Source organism: Streptomyces sp. NPDC016309 (assembly GCF_043077235.1).
In the GTDB taxonomy this organism is placed as follows: Bacteria; Actinomycetota; Actinomycetes; order Streptomycetales; family Streptomycetaceae; genus Streptomyces.
In genome coordinates, this window is the sequence record NZ_JBIBSG010000004.1 from 294,349 (window position 1) to 309,366 (window position 15,018).

At 73.0% G+C, this 15,018-nt stretch carries 14 protein-coding genes; 4 read left to right on the top strand and 10 right to left on the bottom strand.

Annotation, left to right across the window (positions count from 1 at the left end; translation table 11 throughout):
- Positions 1–125: 125 nt before the first annotated feature.
- Positions 126–1,748 (top strand): malate synthase A, encoded by a 1,623-nt coding sequence (gene aceB / locus ACF068_RS12245; protein WP_392274126.1) that lies wholly within the window; start codon positions 126–128, stop codon positions 1,746–1,748.
- A gap of 69 nt (positions 1,749–1,817) precedes the next feature.
- Here the strand turns inward: aceB and ACF068_RS12250 are convergent, their stop codons facing one another.
- Together ACF068_RS12250 and ACF068_RS12255 are read right to left on the bottom strand one after the other, a co-directional pair.
- Positions 1,818–2,780 carry a fibronectin type III domain-containing protein gene (locus ACF068_RS12250; protein ID WP_392274127.1) on the bottom strand — a complete coding sequence of 321 codons (963 nt, stop codon included), beginning with the start codon at positions 2,778–2,780 and terminating at the stop codon, positions 1,818–1,820.
- A 66-nt stretch (positions 2,781–2,846) separates the two neighbouring features.
- Positions 2,847–5,039, bottom strand: coding sequence for a hypothetical protein (locus ACF068_RS12255; RefSeq protein WP_392274128.1), 2,193 nt, complete (start codon positions 5,037–5,039; stop codon positions 2,847–2,849).
- Between the two features lie 157 nt (positions 5,040–5,196).
- On the opposite strand from ACF068_RS12255, the gene ACF068_RS12260 reads away from it, so the two are divergent.
- From ACF068_RS12260 to ACF068_RS12270, 3 genes are all read left to right on the top strand, one after another.
- Positions 5,197–5,940, top strand: coding sequence for a hypothetical protein (locus ACF068_RS12260; protein ID WP_392274129.1), 744 nt, complete (start codon positions 5,197–5,199; stop codon positions 5,938–5,940).
- 67 nt (positions 5,941–6,007) lie between these two features.
- Entirely contained in the window at positions 6,008–6,613 is a 606-nt protein-coding gene (locus ACF068_RS12265; RefSeq protein WP_392274130.1) for a TIGR03086 family metal-binding protein, read from the top strand.
- A 33-nt stretch (positions 6,614–6,646) separates the two neighbouring features.
- Positions 6,647–7,234, top strand: coding sequence for a 3'-5' exoribonuclease domain-containing protein (locus tag ACF068_RS12270; protein ID WP_392274131.1), 588 nt, complete (start codon positions 6,647–6,649; stop codon positions 7,232–7,234).
- Between the two features lie 63 nt (positions 7,235–7,297).
- On the opposite strand, the gene ACF068_RS12275 is transcribed toward ACF068_RS12270, so the two are convergent.
- The 8 genes from ACF068_RS12275 to ACF068_RS12310 all read right to left on the bottom strand — a co-directional run bounded on the left by ACF068_RS12275 (position 7,298) and on the right by ACF068_RS12310 (position 14,680).
- Positions 7,298–8,773 carry a nucleobase:cation symporter-2 family protein gene (locus ACF068_RS12275; RefSeq protein ID WP_392274132.1) on the bottom strand — a complete coding sequence of 492 codons (1,476 nt, stop codon included), beginning with the start codon at positions 8,771–8,773 and terminating at the stop codon, positions 7,298–7,300.
- Between the two features lie 274 nt (positions 8,774–9,047).
- Positions 9,048–10,448, bottom strand: coding sequence for an 8-oxoguanine deaminase (locus ACF068_RS12280; protein ID WP_392274133.1), 1,401 nt, complete (start codon positions 10,446–10,448; stop codon positions 9,048–9,050).
- Between the two features lie 75 nt (positions 10,449–10,523).
- On the bottom strand, positions 10,524–11,924 hold the full coding sequence (locus tag ACF068_RS12285) for a nucleobase:cation symporter-2 family protein (protein WP_392274134.1): 1,401 nt from the start codon (positions 11,922–11,924) through the stop codon (positions 10,524–10,526).
- A gap of 70 nt (positions 11,925–11,994) precedes the next feature.
- Entirely contained in the window at positions 11,995–12,918 is a 924-nt protein-coding gene (pucL, locus tag ACF068_RS12290) for a factor-independent urate hydroxylase (RefSeq protein WP_392274135.1), read from the bottom strand.
- 7 nt (positions 12,919–12,925) lie between these two features.
- The gene (gene uraH / locus ACF068_RS12295; protein WP_392274136.1) at positions 12,926–13,330 is read right to left on the bottom strand and encodes a hydroxyisourate hydrolase; all 405 of its coding nucleotides are present in this window, start codon (positions 13,328–13,330) and stop codon (positions 12,926–12,928) included.
- Positions 13,327–13,872: a 2-oxo-4-hydroxy-4-carboxy-5-ureidoimidazoline decarboxylase gene (gene uraD / locus ACF068_RS12300; RefSeq protein ID WP_392274137.1), complete on the bottom strand. Its 546-nt coding sequence runs from the start codon at positions 13,870–13,872 to the stop codon at positions 13,327–13,329. Before uraD ends, uraH begins: the two co-directional genes overlap by 4 nt.
- 152 nt (positions 13,873–14,024) lie before the next feature.
- A complete protein-coding gene (locus tag ACF068_RS12305; protein ID WP_392274138.1) occupies positions 14,025–14,402 on the bottom strand; it encodes a helix-turn-helix domain-containing protein in 378 nt (125 codons plus the stop codon).
- Positions 14,399–14,680, bottom strand: coding sequence for a hypothetical protein (locus ACF068_RS12310; protein ID WP_392274139.1), 282 nt, complete (start codon positions 14,678–14,680; stop codon positions 14,399–14,401). The genes ACF068_RS12305 and ACF068_RS12310 overlap by 4 nt, the downstream gene beginning before the upstream one ends.
- Positions 14,681–15,018: the final 338 nt, after the last annotated feature.

Here is a 15,018-nt window from a genome sequence, read left to right on the forward strand (position 1 = left end):
ACCCGATCGTCAGAAGGCGCCCGTGACCGTATCTCGGCTCCCGCGGCACTCAGTGCCGCGCGCGTACGCCCGGCGGCCGCTGCACGGCGCCGTGCCACAGTCCCCGCTGAAGGAAGTGACAGCTCATGTCCGCACCAGCGCCGTCCCCGCTGGCCATCGTCGAAGCCGAGCCCCTGCCCCGGCAGGACGAGGTCCTCACCGACGCGGCCCTGGCCTTCGTGGCCGAGCTGCACCGGCGCTTCACGCCGCGACGTGACGAACTCCTCGCCCGCCGCGCCGAGCGCCGTGCCGAGATCGCCCGCACCAGCACGCTCGACTTCCTCCCGGAGACCGCACAGCTCCGCGAGGACGACGGCTGGAAGGTCGCGCCGGCTCCGGCCGCGCTGAACGACCGCCGCGTGGAGATCACCGGTCCGACCGACCGGAAGATGACCATCAACGCCCTCAACTCGGGCGCCAGGATCTGGCTCGCAGACTTCGAAGACGCGTCCGCCCCCACCTGGGAGAACGTCGTCCTCGGCCAGCTCAACCTGATCGACGCGTACGAGCGGAAGATCGACTTCACCGACCCGCGCACCGGCAAGTCGTACGCGCTCAGGCCCGCCGACCAGCTCGCCACCGTCGTCATGCGCCCTCGCGGCTGGCACCTGGAGGAGCGCCACCTGCGCTTCGACGGCCGCCCGGTCCCCGGCGCCCTGGTCGACTTCGGCCTGTACTTCTTCCACAACGCGCGGCGCCTCATCGACCTCGGCAAGGGCCCGTACTTCTACCTCCCGAAGACGGAGTCGCACCTGGAGGCCCGCCTCTGGAACGACATCTTCGTCTTCGCCCAGGACTACGTCGGCATCCCGCAGGGCACCGTCCGCGCGACCGTCCTGATCGAGACGATCACCGCCGCGTACGAGATGGAGGAGATCCTCTACGAGCTGCGCGACCACGCCTCGGGCCTGAACGCCGGCCGCTGGGACTACCTCTTCTCCATCGTCAAGAACTTCCGCGACGGCGGCCGCAAGTTCGTCCTCCCGGACCGCAACGCGGTCACGATGACGGCGCCGTTCATGCGCGCGTACACCGAACTGCTGGTGCGCACCTGCCACAAGCGCGGCGCCCACGCGATCGGCGGCATGGCGGCCTTCATCCCGTCCCGCAAGGACGCCGAGGTCAACAAGGTCGCCTTCGAGAAGGTCAAGGCGGACAAGGACCGCGAGGCGAACGACGGCTTCGACGGCTCCTGGGTCGCCCATCCCGACCTGGTCCCGATCGCGACGGCCTCCTTCGACGCCGTGCTGGGCGACAAGCCGAACCAGAAGGACCGCCTCCGCGAGGACGTCTCGGTGGCCCCCGGCGACCTGATCGCCATCGACTCGCTCGACGCCGAGCCGACGTACGAGGGTCTCCGCAACGCCGTCCAGGTCGGCATCCGCTACATCGAGGCCTGGCTGCGCGGCCTCGGCGCCGTCGCCATCTTCAACCTGATGGAGGACGCGGCCACCGCCGAGATCTCCCGCTCGCAGATCTGGCAGTGGATCAACGCCGGTGTCGTCTTCGAGAACGGCGAGCGGGCCACCCCGGAGCTGGCCCGCGAGGTCGCGGCCCGTGAACTGGCCGCCATCCGCGCCGAGATCGGCGAGGAGGCCTTCGCCGCCGGCCGGTGGCAGCAGGCCCACGACCTGCTCCTGAAGGTCTCGCTGGACGCCGACTACGCGGACTTCCTCACCCTCCCCGCGTACGAGCAGCTCGTCGGCTGACCCGCCCCGCACCCTCCCCGCGGACCACCCCCGCCCCCGGCGTCGCACTGCGCCGGGGGCGGGGGCGTCTCAGCGGGTCACCACGGTGCGCTGGGCGGAGAAGTCGCCCCAGGTGCCGTCCGGGAGCCTGGCGCGGAGCTTGACGGTGTAGCGGGTGCCGGGGCGGTCGGTGACGGTGAAGGTGTAGTGCACCGGGCCGGGAGGTGGCTGGGCACCCCAGACGATGGTGGTGGCGAGGGCGCCGTCGAGGAAAAGCTGGTGCTCCTTCACGGGGGCGCCGGTGGCGGGCGGGGTCCAGGACAGGGCGACGCCGCCCGGGCGGGCCGTGGCGGTCAGGCCGGTGGGGGCGGTGCTGGGGCCGGAGCCGGCGGCCGGGGCGGTGGTGAGGTCCACGGAGGGGCTGTCGGGCGAGGAGTTGTCCGCCGCGTCCCGGGCGCGGACCGTGAAGGTGTAGACCGTGCCCGGCCGGAGGTGGGTGACCCGGGCGGTGGTGGCCCTGCCCGGGACGCTGTGGACGCGGGAGTCGGCCTGGTAGACGTCGTAGGCGGTGACGCCCGCCGCGTCGGCGGCCCGCCCCCAGGTGAGGGTGACCGCCCCGGTGCCCTCCACCATGCCGCGGAGGGCCGGCGGGCGGGTGGGCGGGGTGCGGTCGTCCCGCACGGACGGGGGTGTGGTGACGGACACGGCGGCGCTGGGCGCGGACAGGTTGCCGGCGGCGTCCCTGGCGCGGACCGTGAAGCGGTACGCGGTCGAGGGGGCGAGCCGCTCGACGTCGACCATGTTCCGGGCGGCCGGCACCGACGCGACCCGCCGCCCGTCGTGGAGCACCTCGTACCCGGTGACCGCCGTGTCGTCCGTCGAGCGCTCCCACATGACGTGCGCGGACGTGGCGCTGCCGGCCTGGGCGGTCACCCCGGTGGGGGTCGTGGGGCGCGCGGTGTCCTTGGCCCGGTCCGCGTCCGGGCCGCCGCACGCGGTGAGCAGGAGGGCGGCGGTCACGCTCAACGCGGCGGCGGTCGGGGGACGGTGCACGATCGGCCTCCACACGGACGGCTGGGAATTGGTCCAGACCTGTATGGCACACCGGGAGGGGACGCTTCAAGAGTGGGGACGATCCCGGCTGGTGCGGTTCCGGCGGAGGCGGTTTCCGGAGGATCCCCGCGGGGCCGTCCGTGCGGCCCCTTTCGCCGCGGCCCGCGCGGCCCGTGAGGCGAGGGCCGCCGTCCCCGGGTCCGGGTGGTGGCCGGCGAGGGACTGGAGGACCCGCAGGGCGGTGGCACGGTCGGTCCCGGTCAGGGCCCGGACCAGAGCGGGCGCGCCGCCGGGCCAGGCCGAGGAGGCGGCGTCGAAGGCGCCGGGGAGCGCCGGGACGCCCGCGTCCCCGTGCTCGGCGGTCGTGCGCCGGTCCCGGGCCCGGAGCTCCTCCAGCGTCTCCAGGGTGAGGACCGCGCGGGCGCTCTCGGGGACCCGGTCGGCGTCGGCGGGGGTGGCCTCGCCCCGGGCCGTCAGCAGCCGGTGGGCGTGGGCGCCGACGGCCGGGTGGGTGAGGGCGGCCCGCAGGGCCTCGGCCGGTACGGAGGCCAGGTCGAGACGGGCGAGGAGCGCGGCGGTGTCGAGCCCCTGGAAGTCGGCGGCCTTGGCCGCGCCCGCGGCGTCGAGGAGCTCGCTCCAGGCGGCGACGCCCCGGCCGGCCGTCCACCGGGTCAGGGTGCCGGCGGCGGTGTCGGCGGGCCAGCTCTGGACGGCGGTGACGACCTCGGCGGCCTCCCACTCGGAGACCTCCTCGTCCCCGGGGGCCGCGACATGACCGGCGGTCAGGACGTGGCGGAGCACGGCACGGCCGAGCGGGGTGAGGCCGTACGCGTCGCCCGCGCGGAAGACGCAGCCCGTCGCGGCCAGCCGGTCGACGACCTCCGCCAGGGCGTGGGCGTGCGTCTCCAGTCCGGCCCGGTCCTCCTCGGTGAGGGAGGGCATGCCCAGGAGGGCGGGGAGCCGGTCCGGGGACGGCATGGCGTACGGCCGGTACGAGGTGTCCTCCGGTAGCGGTACGGGCGCGTCCTCCAGGTCCGGGTCGACCGGCAGGCCTCCGCTCTCGGCCGCCTTGCGGACGACGGAGTCGGCCGTGCCGCCCCGCTCGTACAGCGCGTAGAGCAGGTGGGCGGCGTCCTGCGCGTACTCCGATGCGGAGGTGAAGCCGATGCTGTCGACGACCGCCGCCAGGACGTCCGCGGCGAGTTCGGTGAGTTCGGCCGGCGTCCCGTCGGCCCAGACGGCGGCCGCCGGGCCGGGGAAGCAGCGTTCGGCCAGTTCGGGCGGGACGTCCGCGGAGCCCGCGGCGAGGGCGGCGGGGAGCGGGGCGGCGTGCAGCAGTTCCTTGATCGCCTCGGGGGCGGGCAGTGCGGGCGGCGGGGGGAGGGGACGTGCGGCGTCGCCGTAGTAGTCCAGGTGTTCGCCGAGCAGCCGGTCCGCGAGGGCGAAGTGCGGGATCGACTCCGGTCCGGGCGCGAGGGAGGCGTGCGGGCCGTCCGGCTCGGCGAGCGCGGCGGCCAGGCCGGCGGCCGTCCAGCGGTCGACGAGCTCGTCGGCGAGCCGCTCCAGCCCGGCGGGCACGTCCTCGTCCGGGCGGCCGGCGGGCCGTGGCGGGACGGGCAGCAGGGGGCCGGCCGGCGAGGGGGCCTCGGCGTCCCGGGCGGAGGCGGCCAGCAGCAGCTCGTCCAGCCGCGCCCGGACGGCGAAGGTGCGGGCGGCGACGTCGGAGCGGTGCAGCGGCGCCGGGAGGGCGGGGCGCTCGGCGCGCGGGGTGTTCTCGTGGGCGGCGAGCCAGGCCCGTACGGCGCCGGGGTCGTCGGCGTCGACGCCGTCGGAGCGCAGCAGGGAGGCGTACCAGCGCGGCCAGGTCAGGTTCCACGGGTCGGCCATGGCCCGGCGGTGTTCCGGCACCGCCTCGTCGAGCGCGGCGAGCAGCCGGGCGTGCCGCTTGGCGTTCAGGCGGCCGGACGCCCGCGCGAGGTCGGCGAGCGCGGCGACGACCTCGGGCACGGCGTCGGCCTCCGGCGGGGAGCCCCACAGCAGTACCGGCAGGTCCTCGTGGAGCACCGGGCCCAGCAGCCGCGCGGTCGGCTCGGGCACCCCGGTCCGGCGGTCGGCCCCGTGCAGGGCGAACAGGGTCAGGACGGCGTCCGCGGTACGCACGGGGAGGGGGGCCTTCCCGCGGGCCTCGCGTTCCTTGCCGGCCCAGGCCAGGAAGGTGTCGAGTCCGGTGTTGGGGGCGGGGGTACGGATCACGGTCACTCGGGGAGCGTATGGGCCGCGCCCGGGGTGCGCGGGGGTCGGCGCGGCTCGCGCCCGGGCGGGTAGCCCGATCAGGGGACGCCGGGGCGGGGCGCCGTTGTCAGTGGGGTGCGCTTCACTGGTTCCATCACTCTCCGTGACGAGTGCTGGGGGGATCATGACGGAGCGTTTGACGTACCTGACGCCGACCGGGCTGCGGCAGCGCGGGTGGACCGACGCGATGGTGCGGCAGTTGCTGGGTGAGCCGGACGTGCAGGGGCGGGACCCGCGGCGGTGGTCAGTGGCGCCGGTCCGGCTGTACCTGCTGGCCAGGGTGGAGGCGGTGGAGCGGACACCGGAGTTCGCGGCGTGCTCCGCCTCGGCGGGGCGCAGCCCGGCGGCCGTGCGGGCCGGGGCGGAGCGGCGGCGGGCGGCCGTGCTGGCGGCGATCCGGGCGGAGCCGATCCGGGTGCCGCTGCTGCCGGAGGCGGAGCTGGAGCGTCGCGCGGTCCGGCACCGGCGGTCGACGGGCGCCGGTGCGGGCGGGGGCGGCGGGCCGGGGAGCGCGGGTTCGGGCGCGGGAGGTCCGGGGGCCGGCCGCCCGGTGGGGGCCGGCCGCCCGGGCGCGGAGGCACGGGGCCAGGAGGCGCCGGGCCCGGAGGCACCGGGCCAGGAGGCGCCGGGCCCGGGGGCGCCGAGGGCGGGGGCGCCGGGCCCGGAGGCGCCGAGGGCGGGGGCGCTGGTGCGGTGGCAGGTGGACTACCTGCGGTACACCCTGCGCCGGTACGACGCGCTGCTGGACGGGCTGTACGGGGCGACCGGGCGGGCGGAGGCCGAGCGGCTGCTGCGCGAGCGGGTGTACGGGGCGATCGCGCGGGCGTACCCGCGGCTGGCCGACGAGTGCGCGCGGCGGCGGAAGTGAGGGGGCACGATGAGTTTCCGGGCCGCCGGCGGTCTGCCCCCCCATGGACGTACACACGGAGGAGCGCATGCTCGATCTGGGACCCGCGACCCGCGGTGTGGCCCGGCTGCTGGACGGGATCGGTGACGACCGGCTCGGCGACCGGACGCCCTGCCCCGAGTACGCGGTACGGGACCTGCTGGCCCACCTGCTGGGACTGGCGGTCGCGTTCCGGGACGCCGGGCGGAAGGACCTCGGGCCCACCACGGACACGGACCCGCGGGCGGGGCTGCCGCCGCTCGCCGAGGACTGGCGGGCCGCGCTCCCCCGCCGGCTGGACGAGCTCGCGGCCGCCTGGCGGGACCCGGCGGCGTGGCAGGGCACCACCCGGGCCGGGGGTGTCACCCTGCCGGGCGAGGTGGCCGGGCTGGTCGCGCTGAACGAGGTGCTGCTGCACGGGTGGGACCTGGCGCGGGCGACCGGCCAGGAGTACGCGCCGGACGAGGCGTCGCTGGAGGCCTCGTACGCACTGCTGGCCCCCACCGCCGACGACCCGGACCAGCGGGGGCCGTTCGGCCCGCCGGTGCCGGTCCCGGAGGACGCGCTCCTGCTCGACCGGGTGATCGGCCTCAGCGGTCGCCGCCCCGGCTGGCGTCCGGACGGCGGGCCGGGGGCCGGTGGGAAATCCGGGTGACCGGCGGGAGGTGGTGTGCGATGCTCCCGGGCCATGGCCCGCAGACTCCGCCCCAGCGTGTACATCTCCGTCGACATCGAGGCCGACGGCCCCATCCCGGGGCCGTACTCGATGCTCAGCGTCGGCGCAGCCGTGGCCGGGCGACAGGACGCCGACGCGTACGAGCCGGCCGACCCGGAGGCGGACACCTTCTACCGCGAACTGCGGCCGATCAGTGACGCGTTCGACCCTGAGGCGCTCGCGGTCAGTGGACTGGACCGGGAAGTGCTGCTCAGGGACGGCGCGGACCCGGTGGTCGCCCTGGCCGAGTTCAGCACCTGGGTGAGGGAGGTGAGCAGGGGCGCGCAGCCGGTGATGTGCGGATATCCGGCCTCGTACGACTGGACGTTCCTGTACTGGTACCTGATGCGTTACACGGGCGCGAGCCCGTTCGGACATTCGGGGTGCATGGACATGAAGACGCTGTACGCGACCAAGGCGCGGCTGCCGCTGCGGGCGGTCGCCAAGGGCACGATGCCCCGCGAGCTGCTCTCCCGGCGGCGTCACACGCACCACGCCCTGGACGACGCGATCGAACAGGCGGAGCTGTTCAGCAATCTGATGGCCTGGCAGGGGGCCTGAACACGGCACGGCGGGCGCGCACGGCACCCGCCGGTGCCGTACGCGCCCGGTCGGCCCGGTGCGTCAGTGGGCCGGGGCCGCCTTGGTGGCCCTGGTCCCGGAGATCTCCTCGCCCGGTTCCATGGGGGCGGTGACCTCGTCGGCGTCGCGTCCGCCGTTGCCCAGGTGGTTGAAGACCAGGTTGAGCAGGACGGCGGCGACACAGCCGGTGGAGATGCCGGAGTCCAGGATAATCTTCGCGGTCTCCGGGAAGGCGTGGTAGAACTCCGGCGCCGTGATCGGGATGATGCCGACGGCCAGCGAGACGGCGACGATCAGGACGTTGTTGTCCTTCTCCAGGCCGGCCTTGACCAGGGTCTGGATGCCGCTGGCCGCGACCGACCCGAAGAGCACGACGCCCGCGCCGCCCAGGACCGGGCGGGGCACCACCGAGATCAGCGAGGCGGCGACCGGGGAGAGGCCCATCAGGACCAGGAACCCGCCGCCGCAGGCGACCACGAACCGGCTGCGGATCCTGGTCATGGCGACCAGCCCGATGTTCTGGGCGAAGGCGCTGCACATGAAGCCGTTGAAGAGGGGGCTGAGGGCCGAGCCGAGGGTGTCGGCGCGGAGTCCCGCCGCGATGGTCCTTTCGTCGGCCGGCCGCTCGACGATCTCGCCGAGCGCCAGCATGTCGGCGGTCGACTCGGTCATCGACACCAGCATCACCACGCACATCGAGACGATCGCGGCGAGGGCGAACTGCGGGGCGCCGAAGTGGAACGGCGCCGGGAAGCCGACCACGTCCGCCTCGGTGACCGGGCTGAAGTCGGTGACGCCGAACGGTACGGCGACGAGGGTGCCCAGCACCAGGCCTATGAGGACGGCGATCTGCTTGACGAAGCCCCGGGTGAACCGCCGCAGCACCAGGACCAGGACCAGCGTGATCGCGGCCAGGGTGAGGTAGGTGGTCGAGCCGTAGTCGTCGGCGGCGGGGTTCGGCCCCTGGGCCCATCCGAAGGCGACGGGCAGGAGGGAGACGCCGATCAGGGTGATGACGGTGCCGGTGACGACGGGCGGGAAGAAGCGGACCAGTTTGCTGAAGTAGGGGGCGGCGATGAAGCCCAGCAGACCGGCGACGATGATCGCGCCGAAGATGACCGGCAGGGCGTCGGCCTTGTCGTCGGTGGTGTCGACGATGGCGAGCATGGGGGCGACCCCGGCGAAGGTCACGCCGTTGACGAACGGCAGCCTGGCGCCGATCTTCCAGACGCCGAGGGTCTGGAGGAAGGTGGCGAGCCCCGCGGTGAACAGGCTGGCCCCGGTGAGGAAGGTCAGTTCGGTGCCGGACAGCCCCACGGCCGCGCCGACGATGAGCGGCGGGGCCACGACGCCCGCGTACATGGCGGCCACGTGCTGGAGGCCGCTGGTGAACATCTTGAAGGGCGGGAGCTTCTCGTCGACCGGGTGCTTACGGTCGTCGGGCGCGGCTCCTGCGTCGGCGACGTCGGTGGCGTCGGTGGCATCTGGGTCGTTGCGAAACCTGGGCTTGGCGGCCACGTGGGTTCCTCCGGTCGGTTACACGTGCTCGGGGACGTGGGTTTCATGGAGGTGTTGCAGGTGTTGCGCCCGGGGGGTGTGTCGTCAGGGTGGGGGTGCCGACATCCTTCACCGTTCCGGGGGGCGCGGTACCTCCTTGCGGTACGGCGCCCCCCGGTCCGGCTGCCGCGGGCCCCGCTCGGGTCCGCGGCGACCGGTCGAGGGCCGTCCCCCTCGACCGGACTTCGTGGATCGCCCGGCCGCGGCGTGCGCGGCCGGCGATGTGGCCCGGGGGTCAGCCCTGGGCGGCGATCCGGGCGAGGCGCTGGGCCTCTTCCCGGGTGGTACGGGCGATGGCGTCCTCGTCGACCGTCAGCAGGCGGTTGTCCTCGACGATCTGCTTGCCGTTGACGAACGAGGCCGTGACCGGGGCCGCCGCGCCGAAGACGAGGGCGGTCACCGGGTCGGCGATGGAGGCGTGGGCGAGCGTGTCCAGCTTCCACAGCACCAGGTCGGCGAGCTTGCCCGGCTCCAGGGAGCCGATCTGCCCGGCGCGGCCGAGGACCTGGGCGCCGCCGTAGGTCCCGAGGCGCAGGGCCTGGCGGGCGTTGAGGGCGGCCTCGCGGTGCTCGCGGTTGAGGCGGTTGATCAGCAGGGCGTTGCGCAGCTCGGTGTGGAGCTCACCGGACTCGTTGGAGGCGGTGCCGTCGACGCCCAGGCCGACGGGGACGCCCGCCTTGAGCATGTCGGGGACGCGGGCGATGCCGGCGGCGAGGCGGGCGTTGGACGACGGGCAGTGCGCGACGCCGGTCCTGGTACGGGCGAAGGCCTCGATGTCGGAGTCGTTCATGTGGACGCAGTGCGCCATCCACACGTCCTCGCCGAGCCAGCCGGTCGACTCGAAGTAGTCGGTCGGGCCCATGCCGAACAGTTCCTTGCAGAACTGCTCCTCCTCCACGGTCTCCGAGCCGTGCGTGTGCAGGCGCACCCCGAGGCGGCGGGCCAGTTCGGCGCCCTGCTTGAGCAGTTCGGTGGAGACGGAGAACGGGGAGCAGGGCGCCACGGCGACCTGGGTCATGGCGTCGAAGGAGGCGTCGTGGTGCTTCTTGACGGTCTCCTCGGTGGCGGCGAGGGCGCCGTCGAGGGTCTCGACGGCGAAGTCCGGCGGCAGGCCGCCGTCCTTCTCGCTGCGGTCCATGGAGCCGCGGGCCAGGGTGAAGCGGACACCCATCTCGGACGCGGCCCTGATGATGGCGCCGGACAGGTCGCCGGAGCCCTTCGGGTAGACGTAGTGGTGGTCCATGGCGGTGGTGACACCGCCACGGGCCATCATGGCGAGGGAGCCCTGGGCCGCCGTGTAGCCCATCCGCTCGTCGATGCGCGCCCAGGTCGGGTAAAGGGCGACGAGCCAGTTGAAGAGGTTGTGGTCGGTGGCCAGGCCCCGGGTGATCCACTGGTAGAAGTGGTGGTGCGTGTTGACCAGGCCGGGGGTGACGAGGTGGCCGGTGGCGTCGATGCGCCGTACGACACCGTCCAGGCCCTCGGGGGCCTTGCCCGCTCCGATGGACTCGATCCTGTTGTCCGCGATGACCAGGTGACCCGAGGCGTACTCGGTGTCGTCGGCGTCGACGGTCGCGATCGCGCAGTTCTCGATCACGATGCGCCGGGGGGCGCTCTGGGCTGCCGAAGGTGCCATGGTGCTTCCTTCTTCTTTCGGTGGTGGCTTCGGGTTCCCCTGGACGGAGTCCGTGGGGGAGGGCACGGCAGGACCCTAGGAGGATTTGAGTGCCGGGACCGTGTGACGGCTCCGGGTGCCGAGATGGTGGAAGAACAGGTTGAGCAGGACCGCCACGAGTGCTCCGGCGCTGATGCCGGAGCCGAGCACGGTCTGTGCCCAGGCCGGGAACTCCGCGTAGAAGGTGGGAGCGGCGAGCGGGATGATGCCCGCTCCGAGGGCGACGGCCACCAGGATGATGTTGGAGCTGTCGTCGAGGCCCGCCTCGGAGAGCGTACGGATGCCGCTGACCGCGATCGAGCCGAACAGAACGATACCGGCGCCGCCCAGGACGGGCATCGGGACGAGGGAGACGACCGCTCCGAGCGCCGGGAAGACCCCGAGCACCAGGAGCACGCCGCCGGCGACCGCGACGACGTACCGGCTGCGCACCCGGGTGAGGGAGACGACGCCGACGTTCTGGGCGAAGGCCGAGGTGGGGAAGCCGCCGAAGACGGGGCCGACCAGGGTGGCGATGCCGTCCGTGCGGAGGCCACGGGTGATGGTCCTGCCGTCGGTGCGGCGCTCGCAGATCTCGCCGAGGGCGAGCATGCCGGCGCTGGACTCGGTCATCAGCACCAGCATCACGATGCACAGGGAGAGGATCGCGGCGGGCTGGAACTCGGGGGCGCCGAAGGCGAAGGGCGAGGGCAGCGCGGCGAGGGGCGCCTCCCGCAGGCCGGCGAAGTCGGCCATCCCGAAGGGGATCGCGGCGAGGGTGCCGATGAGGAGGCCCAGCAGCAGGGCGATCTGCTTGACGAAGCCCTTGCCGAAGCGCTGGAAGAGCAGGATCACCACGAGGGTGAAGGCGGCGAGCGCGAGGTACCGCATGGCGCCGAAGTCGGCGGCGTCCTTGTCACCGCCCTGGGCCCAGCTCACCGGCACGGGCATCAGGGTCACCCCGATCAGGGTGATGACGACTCCGGTGACGAGGGGCGGGAAGAAGCGCAGCAGCCGGCCGAAGAAGGGACCGACGGCGAGGCAGAAGACTCCGGCGACCATCACCGCGCCGTAGATGGCGGGCAGTTGCCGGCCGGGCGCGCTGGTCTCGGCGATGGCGAGCATCGGCGCGATGCCGGCGGAGGAGGCCGCGTTGACGAACGGCAGCCGGTTCCCGGCGACGCCGGAGACGCCGAGGGTCTGGAGGAGGGTGGCGAGGCCCGCGATGAGCAGGCTCGCCGCGATCAGCCGGGTCATCCCGGCCGCGTCCAGGCCGACGGCCTGGCCGATGATGAGCGGAGGGGTGACGACGCCCGCGTACATGGCGGCGATGTGCTGGAGTGCGGCGGGGACGAGCCGCGAGAAGGGGAGCTTTTCGTCCACCGGGTGACAGGGGATCTTCTCCGGTGGGGTGGAACACGGGCCTTCTGGTGCCGGCCCCGATGCAGGCTGTGCCATTGCTGGTCCCTCCGGTCCGGTGCCGCCCCGTCCTCCGTGAGGGCGGGCGGGGCGGTCATCGGCCTGGCAATCAGAGGTTGGTCATGTCGACCGGGATCTTGGGCTCCACACCGTCCCGGAGGATGGTGGCCTCGATGAGGCCGTAGGGGCGGTCGGCCGCGAAGTAGACCTCGTTGTCGTTCTTCAGCCCGAACGGTTCGAGGTCGACCAGGAAGTGGTGCTTGTTCGGCAGGGAGAAGCGCACCTCGTCGATCTCCGACCGGTTGTTGATGATGCGCGAGCCCATCTGGTACAGCGTCTGCTGGAGCGACAGGGAGTACGTCTCGGCGAAGGCCTGGAGCATGTGCTTGCGCACCTGCTCGTAGGACTTCTCCCAGTTGGGCATCCGCTGCTCGTCGTCGGTCCAGTTGAACCGCCAGCGGCCGGAGACCTGGGTGGCCAGGATGCGGTCGTACGCCTCCTGGAGGGTGGTGTACTTGTCCTTCACGTACCCCCAGAACTCGGAGTTCGTGGAGTTCATGACGACCAGGTCCTTCAGGCCGGATATGACCTGCCAGGCCTCACCGTCGTAGGTGATCTCCGTGACGCGGGTCTCCTGGCCCTTGCGGACGAAGGAGTGCTTGACCTCGTCGGCGCCGATGAACTTGGAGTTGGCGTCGGAGGTCTCGATGCGCTCCCAGGCGTACTCCTCGATGCGGATGCGCGCCCGGTGGATCGGCTCCTGCGAGGTCACGAAGTGACGGGCGAGGTGGATGCCGAACTGCTCGGCGGACTCGATGCCGTACTCCTTGGCGAACGCGTACACCGTGTTCTTGGTGGTGTCGGTCGGCAGGACGTTGGCGTTCGAGCCGGAGTAGTGGACGTCGTCCATGTCGCCGGAGAGGGCGACCGAGACGTTCAGGTCCTTGATGTGGTGGGTGTCGCCGTCCCGCGTGATCTTGACGACGCGGTTCTCTGCTTTGCCGTACTGGTTCTGGCCGAGAATCGTGGGCATGTGTCTGCTAGCTCCCTCGGTAAACGGAGTAGCCGAACGGGTTGAGCAGCAGCGGTACGTGGTAGTGCTCGCCCGGGACGACGGCGAAAGTGATCGCCACCTCCGGGAAGAACGCGCCGCTGTCCCTTACGCGGGGGGCGTCCTGCTGCGCCTCGGCTTGCTTCACTGTGGTGTTCGAACGCGTGAAGTACGCCTCGGTCTCGAAGCCGAGGCGTACGTGTGTGGTGCCTTCCGGCAGGGCCGGCAGGTCCTTGCAACGCCCGTCCGCGTCGGTCGCCGAAGCCCCGAGCGCCACCCATTCCGCGCCGGACCCGCTGCGGGCCGACAGGGAGACGGCGACGCCCTCGGCGGGGCGTCCGATGCTGGTGTCCAGGATGTGCGTGGACACCGACGCGGTGGTCTCGGTGCTCATGCGGCGCTCTCTTCCTCTACGAGACGGGTCAGCCGGATGCGGTTGATCTTGCCCAGTTCGGTGCGGACGATCTCCCGCTCCCGCTCGGGCGAGTTCCCGATCCGGGTCCGGACCGCGTCGCGCATCTGCTCGCCGGTCCTGCCGGTGGCGCAGATCAGAAAGACGTGGCCGAACTTCTCCTGGTAGGCCAGGTTCAGTTCGAGCATCTCCGCCTTGAGGTCCTCGGAGGCGCCGGCCATCCCGCTCTGTTCGCGGGACGACGTCGGATCACCGGGCTTGGGGCGGCCGATCGGCGGGTGGCCCGCCATCGCCTCGGCCAGGTCCTCCGCCGTCAGTTCGGCCATGGCGGCGTCGCTGGCGAGAAGGAGGGCCTCGGTGGTGGCGTACGGGCGCCGGGCGAGCAGCTTGCTCCCCCACGCCGAGCTGGCGCACACCTCGTGCAGGGCGGCGAGCGCGTCGCCGTCCGCCGAGGTGTTGAACCGGGTGAGGCCCGTGGTGGGTTCGGGGGTCTCCCCCGAAAGGCGCTGTGTACTCGAAGTCACGGGAGCCTCCGTGGCTGTTTTCCTGTGCTTGGACGGGCTGCGGATAGCTAACGCCCTGGCGCGACGCCCCGTCAACAGTTTGTTGAAACTTCGGGGACACAAAAGCCGCCGTCCCGACATGCGGACGGCGGCCGGCTGCGCACTGTGCTCAGCTACTCACCCTTCGCGGCATTCTCCCTGTTCAGGTAGTTGTAGACGGTGAACCGGCTGACACCGAGGGCGCCCGCGACCGTCTCGACGCCATGCCGGACGGAGAACGCACCACGCGCTTCCAGCGTACGCACGACGGCCTGTTTGGTCTTGCGGTCCAGCTCCGAGAGCGGCTTGCCGTGGCGCCGCTCCATCGCCACCAGGATGTGGTCCAGCGAGTCGGCGAGCTGCGGCAGCCGTACGGCGAGGACGTCCTCGCCCTCCCAGGCGAGGACGACGTCGTCGTCGGTGGCCTGCTCCGGCCCCAGGATCTGTGCGCCCATCGCGTCCACCAGCGGCTTCACCGCGGTGACCAGGGGGTGGTCCGCCGGCTCGGTCACTTGTCGCCCTCCTGGGTCGTCGCCGCCGCGCCGGTCCCGCCGATCACGTTGACCTGCAACGACACGCGGGTGGCGCCCGCACCGAGGGCCTGCCGGAGAAGGGCGTCGACCGCGGTGAGCACCGCGTCCGCGCCGCCTTCGGCCGTGTTGCCGAACGGGCCCACGTCCACGGCGTCCAGATCGGCCGCCCGGAGGACCTCGCGGGCCACCACCGCGTGGGCGGGTGCCTCGTCGAGATCGAAGGGCTCTGTCGTGAACTCCACTCTCAGTCGCTGCATGCCCCCACGGTAAGCAATGCCGGCTCCGGCCCGCGACGGACGCCCGCCCTTCCCGCGCGGGGGAAGGGCGGCCGGGAGGGCGGGTCGCCCGGGCCGGTCGCCCGGCGGGCCCCGGCACGGACACCGGAGGACGAGCCGGGGGTGGAGGGCAGGGCCCTGGTCCTGGACGCGGACCCGGGCGACCCCGCGCACGGAGCGAGGCGAACGCGCAGGTCACGGAGGTGGTGGGCGGCGGGCGACTGTAGCGCCGTACGAGCGCGCCGGGTGCGTTTCGGGGCATCGCCCGGAAGGCGCCTTTTTTGAGCGGCGCTCTTGACAGCCTTCCCCGGCGCCAGGCA

Coding starts and splice junctions, on each gene's coding strand:
- ACF068_RS12310 (WP_392274139.1), bottom strand. CDS start 14,680: ATGCAGCGACTGAGAGTGGAGTTCACGACAGAGCCCTTCGATCTCGAC.
- ACF068_RS12270 (WP_392274131.1), top strand. CDS start 6,647: ATGGCCCGCAGACTCCGCCCCAGCGTGTACATCTCCGTCGACATCGAG.
- aceB (WP_392274126.1), top strand. CDS start 126: ATGTCCGCACCAGCGCCGTCCCCGCTGGCCATCGTCGAAGCCGAGCCC.
- ACF068_RS12280 (WP_392274133.1), bottom strand. CDS start 10,448: ATGGCACCTTCGGCAGCCCAGAGCGCCCCCCGGCGCATCGTGATCGAG.
- pucL (WP_392274135.1), bottom strand. CDS start 12,918: ATGCCCACGATTCTCGGCCAGAACCAGTACGGCAAAGCAGAGAACCGC.
- ACF068_RS12285 (WP_392274134.1), bottom strand. CDS start 11,924: ATGGCACAGCCTGCATCGGGGCCGGCACCAGAAGGCCCGTGTTCCACC.
- ACF068_RS12260 (WP_392274129.1), top strand. CDS start 5,197: ATGACGGAGCGTTTGACGTACCTGACGCCGACCGGGCTGCGGCAGCGC.
- uraH (WP_392274136.1), bottom strand. CDS start 13,330: ATGAGCACCGAGACCACCGCGTCGGTGTCCACGCACATCCTGGACACC.
- ACF068_RS12265 (WP_392274130.1), top strand. CDS start 6,008: ATGCTCGATCTGGGACCCGCGACCCGCGGTGTGGCCCGGCTGCTGGAC.